Source organism: Streptomyces aculeolatus (genome assembly GCF_020400605.1).
GTDB classification, from domain to species: domain Bacteria; phylum Actinomycetota; class Actinomycetes; order Streptomycetales; family Streptomycetaceae; genus Streptomyces; species Streptomyces aculeolatus.
Window position 1 is genome coordinate 69,301 of record NZ_JAINRD010000001.1, and the last position, 16,419, is coordinate 85,719.

Annotated in this window: 2 protein-coding genes; both read right to left on the bottom strand. The window is 76.5% G+C overall.

Translation table 11 applies throughout. The features are described from left to right. Positions 1–6: 6 nt before the first annotated feature. Positions 7–9,897, bottom strand: coding sequence for an SDR family NAD(P)-dependent oxidoreductase (locus tag LG396_RS00290; RefSeq protein WP_225793114.1), 9,891 nt, complete (start codon positions 9,895–9,897; stop codon positions 7–9). Beyond that, positions 9,894–16,397: an SDR family NAD(P)-dependent oxidoreductase gene (locus LG396_RS00295; RefSeq protein WP_372483234.1), complete on the bottom strand. Its 6,504-nt coding sequence runs from the start codon at positions 16,395–16,397 to the stop codon at positions 9,894–9,896. Before LG396_RS00295 ends, LG396_RS00290 begins: the two co-directional genes overlap by 4 nt. Between the last annotated feature and the right edge of the window lie 22 nt (positions 16,398–16,419).

Consider the following 16,419-nt stretch of genomic DNA (forward strand, 5'->3'; position numbering starts at 1 on the left):
CGGTCCTCATTGCTGGCCGCGACCGGGCCCGAAGGTGCCCAGCCGCTCGTCGATGAACGCGAACAACTCGTCGTCGGTGAACCCCGCCACGGCCTCCGCGACCTCCGGGCGCGAGGGGTACGCGGGGTCGTGGTCCGGGGCGCCGGGTCCGGCGGCGCCGTGTCCGGTGCCCTCGTACGCGGCCGCCGGCTCCTCCGGCCCGCCCGTGCCCAGCAGTTCGCCGGCCAGGAACTCCGCGACCGCCACCGGTGTCGGGTGGTCGAAGACGAGGGTCGTCGGCAGCCGCAGGCCGGCCGTCTCGCCGAGCCGGTTGCGCAGGGAGACGGCGGCCAGGGAGTCGAACCCCAGCTCCTGGAACGGCCGGTGCGGGTCCACCGCCTCCGCCCCGGGGTGGCCGAGCACCACGGCCGCGGCCGTACGCACCAGCGTCAGCAGCTCCGCCGCGCGCTCGTCCGGGTCGAGCCCCGCCAGCCGGGCGACGAGCCCGGACCCGCCGTCCTCGCCGGCCGCGCCCCCGGCGTCGTCCGCGCCGCCGCCCGGGGCGCCGGCCGCCTCGGGCAGGGCGCCGAGGAGAGGGCTGGGGCGCACGGCGGCGAACACCGGCCCGAGGCGGGCCCAGTCGACATCCGCGACGGCGACGAAGGTCTCGTCGTGGTCGAGCGCCTGCTGGAGCGCCGCGAGCGCCAGCGGGGTCGGCAGCCCGCCGAGCCCGCGCCGGAGGAGCTGCTCCTGCCGGTCCGCGTCGACGGTGCCGTCCGGCGCGCCGACCGACACGTCCGCCCACGGCCCCCACGCCAGCGACGTCGCCGCCAGCCCGGCGGCCCGCCTGGCGTGGGCGAGCGCGTCGAGGGACGCGACACCGGCGGCGTGGGCGCCCTGGCCGGCGCTGCCCCACACGCCGGCGACGGAGGAGAAGAGGACGAACGCGGCCGGTGCCAGGCCGAGTTCGAGGGTCAGCTCGTGCAGCAGCCGGGCCCCTCCGGCGCGTACGGCCAGGACGTCGGCGAGGTCGCCGGGGGTCAGGTCGGCGAGCGGCGACCAGGTGTCCGCCTCGGCGGTGTGGATGACGGTGGCGAGGGGCCGGTCGGGGGGCAGGGAGGTCAGGAGGGTGCGTACGGACGCGCGGCCGCGGAGGTCGGCGTCGGCGACGGTGACGGCACCGGCGCCCAAGCCGGTCAGCTCGGCGACGAGTTCGGCGGCCGGTTCCGCATCCGCCCGGGCGCCCGGGTGGCGGGTGAGCACGAGGTGGTCGGCTCCCGCGCGGGCGAGATGCCGGGCGACGAGCAGCCCCATGCCCGTCGTGCCGCCGGTGACGAGCGAGACGTCCCGGAAGTGGTACGTGCCGGGGGGCGGCCCGGCGTGCGGCGCGCGGGTGAGCCGGGGGACATGGGCGGCGTCGTCGCGGACGGCGAGCTGGGTCTCGTGGCTGCGGGGTGCGTCGGCGAGGTGCTGGACGAGGCGGGCGTAGTGGTGGGGCTGCGGGTCGGCGGGCAGGTCGACGAGCCCGGAGACGTGCTCGGGGTGTTCGAGCGCGGCGACCCGGCCGAGACCCCAGGTCTGCGCGTGGTCCCGATCGGGCGGTGCGTCGCCGGGGGTGGCACGGACGGCGTGGGTGGTGAGGGTCCACAGCGCGGCGGGGGCGGGCCGCGGGCTCTGGAGCTGGCGGAGGAGGGTCGCGGGGTCGGGGTCGAGGTTGAGGATGCCGGCGGGGTCGGGGTGTTCGGGGTCGGTGGTGACGGCGGCACCGGCGGCTTCGAGGGCGTCGATCAGGGCGGCCGGCGGGGACACGCCGGGCCGGGGGAGGAGCAGCCAGGTCCCGGAGAGGGCGGGGACGTCGGCCGGGGGGTGGTGGGGCTGCCAGGTGAGGTCGTAGCGCCAGGAGTTGAGGGCGTCGCGGGTGGTGGTGGCCTCGGACGGGGCGAGCCAGAGGTGTTGGCGCTGGAAGGGGTAGGTGGGGAGGTCGGCGGGTGGCGCGGCGGCGTCGAATGTTGCGTCGAGGCCGTGGGCGTGGGTGTGGGCGAGTGCGAGGGCGAGGCGGTGGGGGGTGTCGTCGTTGCGGTGGAGGGTGGCGTGGGTGACGGCGTCGGAGTCGGCGGCGTCGATGGTGTCTTCGACGGCGGTGAGCAGGCCGGGGTGGGGGCTGGGTTCGACGAAGTGGCCGTAGCCGTCGGCGAGGAGGGCCTGCACGGTCTGGTGGAAACGGACCGGCGAACGCAGGTTGGTGAACCAGTAATCCGAGGTCAGGGTGGTGGTGTCGACCGGCCCGGCACTCACGGTGGAGTAGAACGGGATGTCCGCAGTACGGGGCTCGATGCCCGACAGCCGTGCCTCCAGATCCGCTTCCAACGGCTGGACCAGCGGCGTGTGCGAGGCATACGTCACCGGGATGCGGCGGTGGCGGATCTCGTTACGGGCGCAATGCTCCTGCACCGCATCCAACGCGCCCGCCGGACCAGCAACGACCACGGCCGTAGGTCCGTTGACCGCCGCAACCGACACATCTCCCGAGACACCGCAGTCCTTGAACAGCGCATCCGCACCAGTCTCGTCCAACGCCACGGACAGCATCCCGCCCGTACCCGCAAGAGCCGTCAACGCCTGCGACCGCTGCGCGACCACCCGCGCCGCATCCTCCAGGCTCAACGCCCCCGCCACGCAGGCAGCCGCTATCTCACCCTGCGAGTGACCGATGACCGCGTCCGGGCGCACACCGTGGTGCTCCCACCAGCGGGTCAACGCCACCATCACCGCCCACAGCGCCGGCTGCACCACCTCCACCGGCTCCAACACAGCAGGATCATCACTCGTGAGCACGTCGAGCAGATCGAAGTGGACGTGCGGGGACAGCGCTTCGGCACACGCCGTCAGCGCCTCCGCGAACACCGGCGACTCGGCGAACAACCGGGCACCCATACCCACCCACTGCGACCCCTGCCCCGGATAGACGAACACCGTCTTCCCCGGTGCTCCTGCCCGCCCGGTCACCACCCCCGGATGCGGCACATCCGCGGCCAGCGCCTCCAGGCCCGCGAGCAGTTCCTGCCGTCCCTCTCCGACGACCACCGCGTGCCGGGACAGCCGCGCCCGCGCCCGCAGCGCCGCCGCGACGGCCGCAGGCTCCAGCTCCGGGCGCTGCGACACGTATGCGTGCAGCATCCCGGCGTACGCGCGCAGCGCCTCGTCTCCGCGTGCGGACAGCGGTACCCCCACGGGCCCCGTCGCCGCCACCGCCGGGGGTTCGGGCTCCGGCTCGGCCTGTTCGAGGATCACGTGCGCGTTCGTGCCGCTGATCCCGAACGACGAGACCGCCGCCCGCCGGGGCCTGTCCACCTCCGGCCACGCGCGGGGCCCGGTCAGCAGCCGTACCGCGCCCGACTCCCAGTCGACGTGCGGCGTCGGCTCCTCCGCGTGCAGCGTTGCCGGCAGTCGGCCGTGCCGCATCGCCTGGACCATCTTGATGATCCCGGCGACACCGGCCGCGGCCTGGGCGTGCCCGATGTTGGACTTGACCGACCCCAGCCACAGCGGGCTGTCCGCGTCGCGCTCCCGCCCGTACGTCGACAGCAGCGCCTCGGCCTCGATCGGGTCGCCCAGCTCCGTGCCCGTGCCGTGCGCCTCGACCGCATCGACGTCGCCCAGCCCCAGCCCGGCGCTGTCGAGGGCGGCCCGGATCACCCGCTGCTGCGACGGCCCGTTGGGCGCGGTCAGGCCGTTACTCGCGCCGTCCTGGTTCACCGCAGAGCCGCGCATGACCGCCAGTACGCGGTGGCCCTCCCGGCGGGCCACCGACAGCCGCTCGACCACCAGCACGCCGACGCCCTCGGCCCAGCCCGTACCGTCCGCACCCGCCGCGAACGACTTGCACCGACCGTCCGCCGACAGCCCACGCTGCCGGCTGAACTCCACGAACGTCCCCGGACCCGCCATCACCGTCACGCCACCCGCGAGCGCCATATCGCACTCACCCGTACGCAGCGACTGCGCCGCCAAGTGCAACGCCACCAGCGACGACGAACACGCCGTGTCCACCGTCACCGCCGGACCTTCCAGCCCGAACGCATACGACACCCGCCCCGACGCCACGCTGCCGGTGTTGCCCGTGCCGACGTAGCCCGCGACCTCGTCGGGCAGCTCGGGGAGCCAGGAGGCGTAGTCGTGGTACATCAGGCCCGTGAAGACGCCGGTGCGGCTGCCGCGTACCGCGGCCGGGTCGATGCCCGCGCGCTCGAAGGCCTCCCAGCTCGTCTCCAGCAGCAGCCGCTGCTGCGGGTCCATGGCGAGGGCTTCCTTCGGCGAGATGCCGAAGAAGTCGGCGTCGAAGTCGCCCGCGTCGTGCAGGAATCCGCCGTGCCGCGCGTAGCTGGTGCCGGGGTGGTCCGGGTCGGGGTGGAAGAGGGTGTGCAGGCCCCAGCCGCGGTTGGTGGGGAAGCCGGTGACGGCGTCCCGGCCGGTGGCGACGAGCTGCCACAGGTCGTCGGGGGAGGTGACGCCGCCGGGGTAGCGGCAGGCCATGCCGACGATGGCGATCGGTTCGTTCGCGGCGGCCGCGGCGGGCGGCGGTGCGGTGGCGGCGGACTCGGCGCGGTCGCCGAGGAGTTCGCGGCCGAGGTAGCCGGCGAGGGCCCGCGGGTCCGGGTAGTCGAAGACGAGCGTCGCGGGCAGGCGTCGGCCGACGGTGTCGGCGAGGCGGTTGCGCAGCTGCACGGCCGTCAGCGAGTCGAAGCCGAGGTCCTTGAAGCCGCGGGTCGGCTCGATCGGGGTGGTGCGCGGGTGGCCGAGCACGGCGGCAACGTCGGCGGCCACGACGTCGAGCAGCGCCGCCTTCCGGTCCTTCGGGGCGAGTGCGGCGAGGCGGTCGGCGAGGGGTACGCCCGCGGCGTCGCCTGCGGTCCGTGCGGCGCGGCGCGGGCCGGCGGCGGGGGCGGGCGCGAGGGCGCGCAGGGGTGCGGGCAGCGTCGCGTCGCGGGCGTGGGCGCGCAGCGCGGCGGTTTCGAGGCGTACGGCTGCGAGGCTCGGCTCCGAGTCGGCGATCGCGGCGTCGAAGAGGTCGAGGGCCTGCCGCGTCTCCAGGGGCAGCAGCCCGTTGCGGGCCATCCGCGCGATGTCCGCCTCCGTGAGGTGGGCGGTGATGCCGCTCGTCTCCGCCCACAGCCCCCAGGCGATGGCGTGCGTACGGGGCCGGGTGCGGGCCAGGGCGTCGAGGAAGGCGTTGGCGGCCGCGTAGTTGGCCTGGCCGGGGGTGCCGAGGGCCGCGGTGGTGGAGGAGAAGAGGACGAAGGCCACGTCCGGGAGGTGGGCGGTGGCCCGGTGGAGGTGCAGGGCGGCGTCGACCTTGGGGGCGAGGACCGCGTGCAGCCGCTCCGGGGTGAGGCCGGTGACCAGCGCGTCGTCGACGACGCCGGCGGTGTGGACCACGGCGCGCAGCGGGTGGCCGGGGTCGATGCCGTCGACGAGCGCGCGGGCGGCCTGCGGGTCGGCGAGGTCGCGGGCGGAGACGGTGACGGTGGCGCCCAGTTCGGTCAACTCGTCGCGCAGGCGGGCCGCGTGGGCGGTCCGGTCGCCCTGGCGGGAGACGAGGTGGAGGTGGCGGGTGCCGTGGTGGGTGACCAGGTGGCGGGCGACGAGGCCGGCGAGGGTACCCGTGCCGGTGACGAGGACGGTGGCGTCGGGGTCCGCGGCCCAGGCGGGGGGTGCGGCGGCGGGGCCGGGGGTGTGGCGGGTCAGGCGGGGGGCGGTGAGCCGCCGGTCCCGTAGCGCCGCGTGCGGCTCGCCGGCGGCCAGGGCCGATGCCACGAGGTCCGGCGCCGGGGTGCCGTGCAGGTCCAGGAGTACGAACCGGCCGGGGGACTCCGACTCCGCGACCCGTACGAGCGCCTGCACCGGCTCCCGCACCAGCGCCGGCACGTCGTCCCCGGCGACCAGCACGAGCGCGGCGTCGGCGAGGCCGTCCGCCGCGGCCCAGGACCGGACGAGGGACAGGGCTTCGGCGCAGGCCGCGTGGATGCTCTCCGCCGCCGGCTCGGCGTCGCGGACGGAGGTGAGGGGCGTGAAGACCGCGGCGGGCGGCTCGGTCCCGTCCGCGGCCACGGCGGCGGCCAGTTCGGCGGGGCCGGCGAAGACGGGCCCGTCGAAGCCGGTCCAGGGGGCGGTGCCCAGCGCCGCCCAGCTGCCGGCGTCCCGCTGCGGGATGCCGGTCAGGGGCGCCCACTCCCGGCGGAACAGCATGTCCCGTACGGCAGCCGAGGCGGTGTTCGCGGCGGCGGTCACGGCGTCGGGTGCCATCGCGCGCAGCGTCAGCCGCTCCACGGTGACGACCGGCTGCCCGGCCGGGTCGGTGGCGTGGAGGGTGACCGCGTCGGGTCCCGCGGGCGTGATCCGTACGCGCAGGGTGGTGGCGCCGGTGGCGTGCAGCCGGATGCCCGCCCAGGCGAAGGGGAGGCGGACCGCTTCGTCCGGGGCGGTGCCTGCGCCGAGGGCGAGTCCGTGCAGGGCGGCGTCCAGCAGGGCGGGGTGCACGCCGAAGGCGTCGGCGTCGGTGAAGGCGTCGTCCGGCAACTCCACGTCGGCGTGGAGCTGGTCGCCTTCGGCGTTCCGCCACAGGCGCCGGAGTCCGCGGAAGGTGGGCCCGTAGCGGTAGCCGCGCTCGGCCAGCGCCGGATACGCGCCGGTCAGGTCCACGGCGCTAGCGCCGGCCGGCGGCCACGCGCCGTCGGCGGGCGGCGCGGGGTGGGTCCCGGCGTGCGGCCCGGGGGCGGGGAGGAGCGTTCCCTCGGCGTGGCGGGTCCACGGTGTGCCGTCGCCGTCACCTGCACCCGCCCGGCGGGAGTGGACGGTGACGGGCCGGCGGTCGTCGGCGTCGCCCGCTCCCACGGCGACCTGGATGTCGAGCGCCCCGGTCGCCGGGACGCGCAGCGGGACGGCGAGGGTCAACTCCTCGACATGGCCGCCGCCGAGCTGCTGCGCCGCGTGCAGCGCCAGCTCCACCAGCGCGGTGCCGGGGAGCAGGACGGTGTCCCCCACGGCGTGGTCCGCGAGCCAGGGGTGGGTGTGGAGGGAGAGGCGGCCGGTGAGGACGAGGCCGTCGGCGGTGGCGTCGGCCAGCTCCACGACGGCGCCGAGCAGGGGGTGTTCGGTGGTGCCGAGGCCGGCGCGGGTGACGTCGCCGGTGGTGGCGGGGGCGAGCCAGTGGTGCCGGTGCTGGAAGGGGTAAGTGGGCAGGTCGGTGAGTCGGGCCGCGGGGAGGAGCACGTCCCAGCGCGGGGTGGCGGCGTGGTGGGTGTGGAGGGTGGCCAGCGCGGCGAGGAGGGTGCGGACCTGGTCGTGGGTGCGGCGCTGGAGGGGGACGGTGAGGGCCGTCTCCTCCGTGTCGGCGAGGCATTCGGCGGCGAGGGTGGCCAGCGCGGCGTCGGGTCCGGTCTCCACGTACGTCGTCACACCCGCGGCGCGTAGGGCCTCGACGGCCTCGGAGAACCGGACCGGCTCGCGGACCTGACGCACCCAGTACTCCGGATCCACCAGCCGGTCTGCATCATCCCCGGCCAGAGGTATCCGCGGCGGATGGAACGTCAGCGTGCGGACGACCTCGCGGAACGGGGCCAGCATCCCGTCCATGTGCGGGGAGTGGAACGCGTGGCTCACGTGCAGCTCACGCGCACGGAACCGCTCGGCGACCGCACGGGCGGCACCGGCGTCACCGGAAATGACGGTGGTGGTCGGGCTGTTGACCGCGGCGATCGCCACGCCCTCGGTCAGATGCGGGACGACCTCCTCCTCCGAGGCACGCAGCGAGATCATGACGCCCGTCGCGGGCATCTCCTGCATGAGCCGGGCCCGCGTGGCGACCAGCAGGGCCGCATCCGCGAGATCGAGGACACCGGCGCAGTGCGCGGCAGCCACCTCCCCCACCGAATGACCCGCCAGACAGTCCGGCGTGACACCCCAGTGGCCGAGCAGCCGGAAGAGCGCGACTTCAAGCGCGAACAGCGCGGGCTGCGCGTACCCCGTACGCCCCAGCACCTCGGCCTCCGCCTCGAACATCACCTCACGCAACGGCCGGTCCAGATGCGGGTCGAGCGCCGCCGCCACCTCGTCCAGCGCCTCCGCGAAGACCGGGAACCCCGCGTACAACTCCCGCCCCATCCCCGGGAACTGGCTCCCCTGCCCCGTGAACAGGAACGCCGTCAGGTCCCGCGCGGTCGCGACGTGCCCCGGCCGCTCCGCCTCCCCCGCCGCCACCTCGCCGAGCCGGCGCACCAGTTCCCCGCGGTCGCCCGCCAGCAGCACCGCGCGGCGGTCGAGCGTCGCGCGCGTCGTCGCCAGGGAGCGGGCCAGGGACGGGAGGTCCAGGTCGTCCCGCCGGTCCTCGACGTGCGCGAGGAGCCGGGCCGCCTGGGCGCGCAGGGCGTCGTCGGACTTGGCCGACAGCGGGACCGGCAGCGGCACGGGGTACGCGGCGGGCGGCGGCGCGGACGCGGTGTCCGGCGCGGACGCGGTGTCCGGGGCGGCCGGGGCCTCTTCCAGGATCACGTGGGCGTTCGTGCCGCTGATGCCGAACGAGGACACCCCGGCCCGGCGCGGCCGGTCCGCCGCGGGCCACCGCCTGGCGTCCGCGAGCAGCGCGACGGCCCCCGAGGTCAGGTCGACGTGCGGTGTCGGCTCGTCCACATGCAGCGTCGCCGGCAACTCCCCGTGCCGCATCGCCTGGACCATCTTGATGATCCCCGCGACACCCGCCGCCGCCTGGGCGTGCCCGATGTTGGACTTGATCGACCCCAGCCACAGCGGCCGCTCCACGGGACGCTCCTGGCCGTACGTCGCGAGCAGCGCCTCCGCCTCGATCGGGTCGCCCAGCGGCGTGCCCGTGCCGTGCGCCTCCACGGCGTCGACGTCGCCGGGGCGCAGCCCGGCGTTGTCGAGCGCCGCGCGGATGACGCGCTCCTGGGACGGGCCGTTGGGGGCGGTCAGCCCGTTGCTCGCGCCGTCCTGGTTGACGGCGGAGCCGCGGATCACCGCGAGCACCTTCCGTCCGTTGCGGCGCGCGTCCGACAGCCGTTCCAGGGCCAGTACGCCGACGCCCTCGGCCCAGCCCGTGCCGTCCGCACCCGCCGCGAACGGCTTGCACCGGCCGTCGGGCGCCAGCCCGCGCTGCCGGCTGAACTCCACGAAGACGCCGGGGCTCGTCATCACCGCCACGCCGCCCACCAGCGCCGTCCCGCACTCCCCGGCGCGCAGCGCGTTCACCGCCAGGTGCAGCGCGACCAGGGACGACGAGCACGCGGTGTCGACCGTCACCGAGGGCCCTTCGAGCCCGAAGACGTACGACACCCGCCCGGACTGCACGCTCGCCGCGATGCCGGTCAGGCGGTGTCCGGCCACGTCCGGCACGGTCTCGTGCAGCGCGGGGCCGTAGTCCTGGCGTACGCCGCCGACGAAGACGCCGGTGCGGCTGCCGCGCAGCGACGCCGGGTCGATTCCGGCGCGCTCGAACGCCTCCCAGCTCGTCTCCAGCAGCAGCCGCTGCTGCGGGTCCATCGCCAGCGCCTCGCGCGGCGAGATCCCGAACAGCTCGGCGTCGAAGTCGCCCGCGCCGTCGAGGAATCCGCCCTCGCGCACGTAGCTGGTGCCCGGCTTGTCCGGGTCGGGATCGTGCAGGGCGTCGAGGTCCCAGCCCCGGTCGGTGGGGAACGCGGTCACCGCGTCGCGGCCCGCGGCCACGAGGTCCCACAGTTCCTCCGGCGAGCCGACGCCGCCGGGGAAGCGGCAGGCCATGCCGACGATCGCGACGGGCTCGCGCGCGGCCTCGGCCAGCCGCCGGTTCTCGCGCTTGAGCTGCTTGCCCTCGCGCAGCGACTTGCGCAGGGCCTCGACGAGGCTTTCGGTCGACGGAGTGCTGCTCATCGCGCGTCACCCTGTTCGGAGTCGGAGTCGTCGTCGCCGAGGGCCATGTCGATCAGGCTCTGGGCGTCCAGGGAGTCCAGGTCGGCGTCGCCGTCCGCGTCCGCGTCGAAGTCGTCGGCCTCCGCGGTTCGCGCGGGCTGCGCGGGGGGCGGGGCGGCGTCGTCCGCCGCGAGGGCGAGCAGCGCGTCCAGCAGCCCCGCGTCGCGGAGCCGCGCGGGCGACAGGCCCGCCAGCGCGGCGCGCACCGCCGCCTCGTCGGCGCCCGGGTCCTCCCCGGCGGCCGGCTCGGCGGCGGCCGGGTCCGCGGGGGCGGCCGCCAGCAGCCCGGCGAGGTGGTCGGCCAGCGCCTGCGGCGTCGGCCGGTCGAAGAGCAGCCCCGCCGGGAGCCGCAGCCCCGTCGCCCGCGCGAGCCGGTTGCGCAGCTCCACCGAGGTCAGCGAGTCGAACCCCAGCTCCGCGAACGCCGCGTCGGGCGCCAGCGCCCCGGCATCCGCGTGCCCCAGCACCGCCGCCGACTCCCGGCACACCAGGTCGAGCACGGCGTTGCGGCGCTCGGCCGCGGTCGCCCCGGCGAGGCGCCGCGCGAGGTCACCGGCCGCCGCGGGCCCGCCCTTGTCGCGTACGGGCCGGCCGCCGCCCTGCGCGCCCCGCACCAACTCGCGGAGCAGCGGCGGCACGTCGTCCCCGCGCGCCCGCAGCGCCGCCGGGTCCAGCTTGACCGGCAGCGACACGGCCTCCGTCACCTCAAGGGCGGCGTCGAACAGCCGCAGCCCCTCCGCCTCCGACAGCGCCCCCGACCCCGCGCGCGCCAGCCGCGCCCGGTCCGTACCGCCCAGCCCGGCGTTCATCCCGCCCGGCTGGTCCCACAGCCCCCAGGCCAGCGACACCGCGGGCAGCCCGCGGGCCCGCCGGTGCCCGGCGAGGGCGTCGAGGAAGGCGTTCGCCGCCGCGTAGTTGGCCTGCCCCGGCGCGCCCAGCGTGCCTGCCGCGGACGAGAACAGGACGAAGAGCGCCAGGTCGGCGTCCCGCGTCAGCTCGTGCAGCGCCCACGCCGCGTCGGCCTTCGGCGCGAGGGCGGTACGCAGCCGCTCCGCGGTCATCGACGCGAGTACGCCGTCGTCCAGGACGCCCGCCGTGTGGACGACGCCGGTCAGCGGGTGGGCGGCGGGCACGGCGGCGAGCAGCGCGGCCAGCGCCTCCCGGTCGGCCACGTCACAGGCGGCCACGGTGACCGCGGCGCCCAGCTCCTCCAGTTCCGCGACGAGTTCCGCCACGCCGGGTGCCGCGGCGCCGCGCCGCCCGGCGAGGAGCAGGTGGCGGATCCCGTACGCGGTCACCAGGTGGCGGGCGATCAGCCCGCCGAGCGCCCCGGTGGCACCGGTGACGAGCACCGTGCCGTCCGGGTCCGGGGGGCGCGGCACGGTCAGCGCGACCTTCCCGCGGTGCCGGGCCTGGCTGATGTGGCGGAACGCCTCGGGTGCCGCCCGTACGTCCCAGACCGTCAGCGGCGGCAGCGTGAGCGCGCCCTCGCCGAACAGCGCCATCACCTCGCCGAACATCGCGGCGATCCGTTCGGCCCCCGCGTCCATCAGGTCGTACGCCGTGTACTCGACGCCCTCGTGCGCGGCCCGTACGGCATCCGCGTCCCTGATGTCCGTCTTGCCCATCTCCAGGAACCGGCCGCCGGGCCGCAGCAGCCGGAGCGAGGCGTCGGTGAACTCCTGGGCCAGCGAGTTCAGCACCACGTCGACGCCGCCGCCGGCGTCGCGGAAGGCGGCCTCGAAGTCGAGCGTGCGGGACGAGGCGACGTGGTCGGCGGGCAGCCCCAGCGCGTGCAGCGCCGCCTGCTTGCCGGGGCTCGCCGTGCCGTACACCTCGGCGCCGAGGTGCCGGGCGAGCTGCACGGCCGCCGTCCCGACGCCGCCGGCCGCCGCGTGCACCAGCACCGACTGGCCGGGCTTGAGGGCGCCGAGGTCCACGAGGCCGTAGTAGGCGGTGAGGTAGACGACGGGGACGGTGGCGGCCTGCGCGAAGGTCCAGTCGCGGGGCATCGGCGCCAGGAGCCGCCGGTCGGCGGTGGCGAGCGGGCCGACCGCGCCCCGCACCATCCCGAACACCCGGTCACCGGGCGCCAGATCGGTGACGTCCGGCGCGGTCTCGACGACGATCCCGGCGGCTTCGCCGCCGATGGCCACCTCGCCCGGGTACATGCCGAGGGCGCCCAGCACGTCGCGGAAGTTCAGCCCGGCGGCGCGTACGGACAGCCGGACGTGGCCCGGTGCCAGGGGCGCGGTCGCCTCGGGCGCGGGCAGCAGCGCGAGGTTGTCCAGCGATCCGGGCGCGGTCACGCCGAGCCGCCACGCCGCGGCGCCGGCCCGCGGTACGAGCGCGGGGGCGGCGGCGCGGGCGAGGCGGGCGGCGAGCGGGGTGCCGGCGCGGACGGCGAGTTGCGGCTCGCCGGAGGCGACCGCCCGCGGCAGGGCGCGCAGGGACTCGGGGGTGCCGTCGGTGTCGACGAGGAGCAGCCGCCCGGGGTGCTCGGCCGCCGCGGCCCGTACGAGGCCCCAGGCGGTGGCGGCGGCGAGGTCGGGGTCCTCCTCGGCGCCGACGGCGACGGCGCCGCGGGTGAGGACGGCGAGGCGGGTGGCGGCGAGGCGTTCCTCGGCGAGCCACGCCTTGATCGTGTCCAGCGTGCGGACGGCGACCGTGTGCGCGGCGGCGGGGGCGGGCCCGGGTACGTCGCCGGTGGTGACGGGGAGCACGAGCAGGCCGGGCACCTCGGGCAGCGCGGCGGGGTCGAGCCCGGTGACGGAGCGGGCGGCGGGCAGCGCGGCGAGCAGGTCGCCGGCGCCGCCGGTGGTGAGCACGGCCCAGGTCGCGGCGTCTTCTGCCGCGTCGCCGGCCGCGTCGCCGGCCGTGTCGGCGGCGAGCGGCTGCCAGGTGAGGCGGTGGAGCGAGTCGTGCGGGGCGGGGGCGAGCGGGCGCAGCAGCAACGTCCCCACGGAGACGACGGGTCGGCCGGTCGCCGGGTCGGTGGCGTCGAGCCTGACGGCGTGGTCGCCGGTGGGGACGATACGTACCCGCAGGGCACCGGCCCGCGTGCGGTGAACGTGGACGTCCGTCCAGCTGAAGGGGAGGTACCCGGTGCCGTCCTGCTCGTCGCCGGTGAGGGCCACGGCGTGCAGCGCGGCGTCGAAGAGGGCCGGGTGCAGCGCGAACCGGTCGGCGCCGGGGGCGGCGCCGGTGTCCGCGGCGACCTCGGCGAGGACGGCGTCGCCGTGGCGCCACGCGGCGTGCAGCCCGCGGAAGGCGGGGCCGTAGCGCAGGCCGGCGGCGTCGAGCCGCTCGTACAGCTCCTCCGGCGGGACGGGGACGGCGCCCGGCGGGGGCCAGGCGGCGGATTGAGGGGAGACGGCCGGGGCGGGTGGCTCGGTCTCCGCGGCGGTGCCGTGGGCGTGGCGGGTCCAGGGCGCACGGTTGCCGTCGTCGCCGGCGGGGCGGGAGTGGACGGCGACCTCGGCGCCCTCGACGGCCACCTGCAGTTCGACGGCCCCGGTCGCGGGGATCGCCAGGGGCGCGGTGAGGACGAGTTCGTCCAGCGCGGCGCGTCCGGCGTGGCGGGCGGCGTGGAGGGCGAGTTCGAGGAACGCGGTGCCGGGGAGGAGGACGGAGTCCCCCACGGCGTGGTCGGCGAGCCAGGGGTGGGTGCGGAGGGACAGGGTGCCCGCGAAGACCGTCGCGCCGTCGCGGTCGGCGAGCACGACGGCCGGGCCGATCAGCGGATGGTGACCGGCGGTGGCGGAGGCGGGAGGCGCGTCGAGCCACAGGCGTTGGCGCTGGAAGGGGTAGGTGGGCAGGTCGGTCAGTCGGGCCGCGGGGAGGAGCACGTCCCAGCACGGGGTGGCGGCGTGGTGGGTGTGGAGGGTGGCCAGCGCGGCGAGGAGAGTGGGGACCTGCTCGCGCGCGCGGCGCTGGAGGGGGACCGTGAGGGCCGGGATCTCGGTGTCGGCGAGGCATTCGGCGGCGAGCGTGGTGAGCGCGGCGTCGGGTCCGGTCTCCACGTACGTCGTCACACCCGCGGCGCGTAGGGCCTCGACGGCCTCGGAGAACCGGACCGGCTCGCGGACCTGACGCACCCAGTACTCCGGATCCACCAGGCGATCCGCATCCCCGGCCAGGGGTATCCGCGGCGGATGGAACGTCAGCGTGCGGACGACCTCGCGGAACGGGGCCAGCATCCCGTCCATGTGCGGGGAGTGGAACGCATGACTCACGTGCAGCTCACGGGAGCGGAACCGCTCCGCGACCGCGCGCGCCTCGGCCGCGTCGCCGGAGATGACCGTGGTGGAAGGGCTGTTGAGCGCCGCGATCGCCACGCCCCCGGTGAGGTGCGGGGTGACCTCCTCGGCGGACGCCTGGAGGGAGATCATGACTCCCGTGGCGGGCATCTCCTGCATGAGCCGGGCCCGCGTGGCGACCAGCAACGCCGCATCGGCCAGGTCGAGGACACCGGCGCAGTGAGCGGCGGCCACCTCCCCCACCGAATGACCCGCCAGACAGTCCGGTGCGACACCCCAGTGGCCGAGCAGCCGGAAGAGCGCGACTTCAAGCGCGAACAGCGCGGGCTGCGCGTACCGCGTACGCCCCAGCACCTCGGCCTCCGCCTCGAACATCACCTCACGCAACGGCCGGTCGAGATGGAGGTCGAGCGCCGCCGCCACCTCGTCCAGCGCCTCCGCGAAGACCGGGAACCCGGCGTACAACTCCCGTCCCATCCCCGGGAACTGGCTCCCCTGCCCCGTGAACAGGAACGCCAGCTTGCCGGGAGCGGGAGCGGAGTCCGGGCCGGTGACCAGGAGCGGGTGCGCGGCACCCGCGGCGAGCGCGGCCAGCGCCGCCCGGTCGCCGTCCAGGACCACGGCGCGGTGCCGGTGCCCCGCCCGGGACGCGGCCAACGTGCGGGCGACGTCCGCGGGATCCGTCTCCGGGTGGCTCCCGGCATACGCCGCCAGCCGCTCCCCCTGCGCCGCCAGAGCCGCCGGGCTCTTCGCCGACAACGGCCACAGCAACGCCCCCGGGCGCGCCGCCTCTTCGGCTTCCGGCTCCTGCGGGGCCTGCTCCAGGATCACATGCGCGTTCGTCCCACTGATCCCGAACGACGACACCGCCGCCCGCCGCGGCCCGCCCGTCTCCGGCCACGGCCGCGCCTCCGTCAGCAGCCGCACCGCGCCCGACTCCCAGTCGACATGCGGCGTCGGCTCGTCCACGTGCAGCGTCGCCGGCAACTCCCCGTGCCGCATCGCCTGGACCATCTTGATGATCCCCGCGACCCCCGCCGCCGCCTGGGCATGGCCGATGTTGGACTTCACCGAACCCAGCCACACCGGCCGCTCCGCGGGACGCCCCCGCCCGTACGTCGCGAGCAGCGCCTCCGCCTCGATCGGGTCGCCCAGCTCCGTGCCCGTGCCGTGCGCCTCCACCGCGTCCACGTCGGACTCGGCGAGCCCGGCGTTCACGAGGGCGTCGAGGATGACGCGCTGCTGCGAAGGGCCGTTGGGCACGGTCAGCCCGCTGCTCGCGCCGTCCTGGTTGACCGCCGAGCCGCGCACCAGCCCCAGCACCCGGTGCCCGTTGCGTCGCGCGTCCGACAGCCGCTCCAGCAGCAGCAGCCCCGCGCCCTCGGCCCACCCCGCGCCGTCCGCCGCCGCCGCGAACGACTTGCACCGGCCGTCCGGCGCCAGCCCGCGCTGCCGGCTGAACTCCACGAAGGTGCCCGGCGTCGCCATCACCGACACCCCGCCCGCCAGCGCGAGGCCGCACTCCCCGAGCCGCAGCGCGTTCACCGCCAGGTGCACGGCGACCAGCGACGACGAGCACGCCGTGTCGACGGTCACCGCCGGGCCTTCGAGCCCGAGCGTGTACGCCACCCGGCCCGTCGCGACGCTGCCCGCGCTGCCGCTGCCGACGTATCCCTCCAGGTCCGCGGGCAGCTCCGCCAGCCGCGAGCCGTAGTCGTGGTACATGAGGCCGGCGAAGACGCCGGTGCGGCTGCCGCGCAGCGACGCGGGGTCGATCCCGGCCCGTTCGCACGCCTCCCAGCCCGTCTCCAGCAGCAGCCGCTGCTGCGGGTCCATCGCCAGCGCCTCGCGCGGCGAGATCCCGAAGAAGGCGGGGTCGAAGTCGGCGACGTCGGGCAGGAATCCGCCGCTCCTCGTGTACGTCGTGCCGCTGCGCTCCGGGTCCGGGTCGTAGAGCGCGTCGAGGTCCCAGCCGCGGTCGGCGGGGAACGGGCCGACGGCGTCGCCGCCCCGGGCGACCAGGTCCCACAGCTCCTCGGGCGTGCCGGCGCCGCCGGGGAAGCGGCAGGCCATGCCGACGACCGCGATCGGCTCGCGCACCCGGTCCTCGGCCTCGCGCAGCCGCTGCCGGGCGTCCTGGGCGTCGGCGATGGCCCGCTTGAGGTAGTCGCGGAGCTTCGCCTCGTTCTGGGGACCGCTCACCGGTCCGCCGCGCTCTGCCATG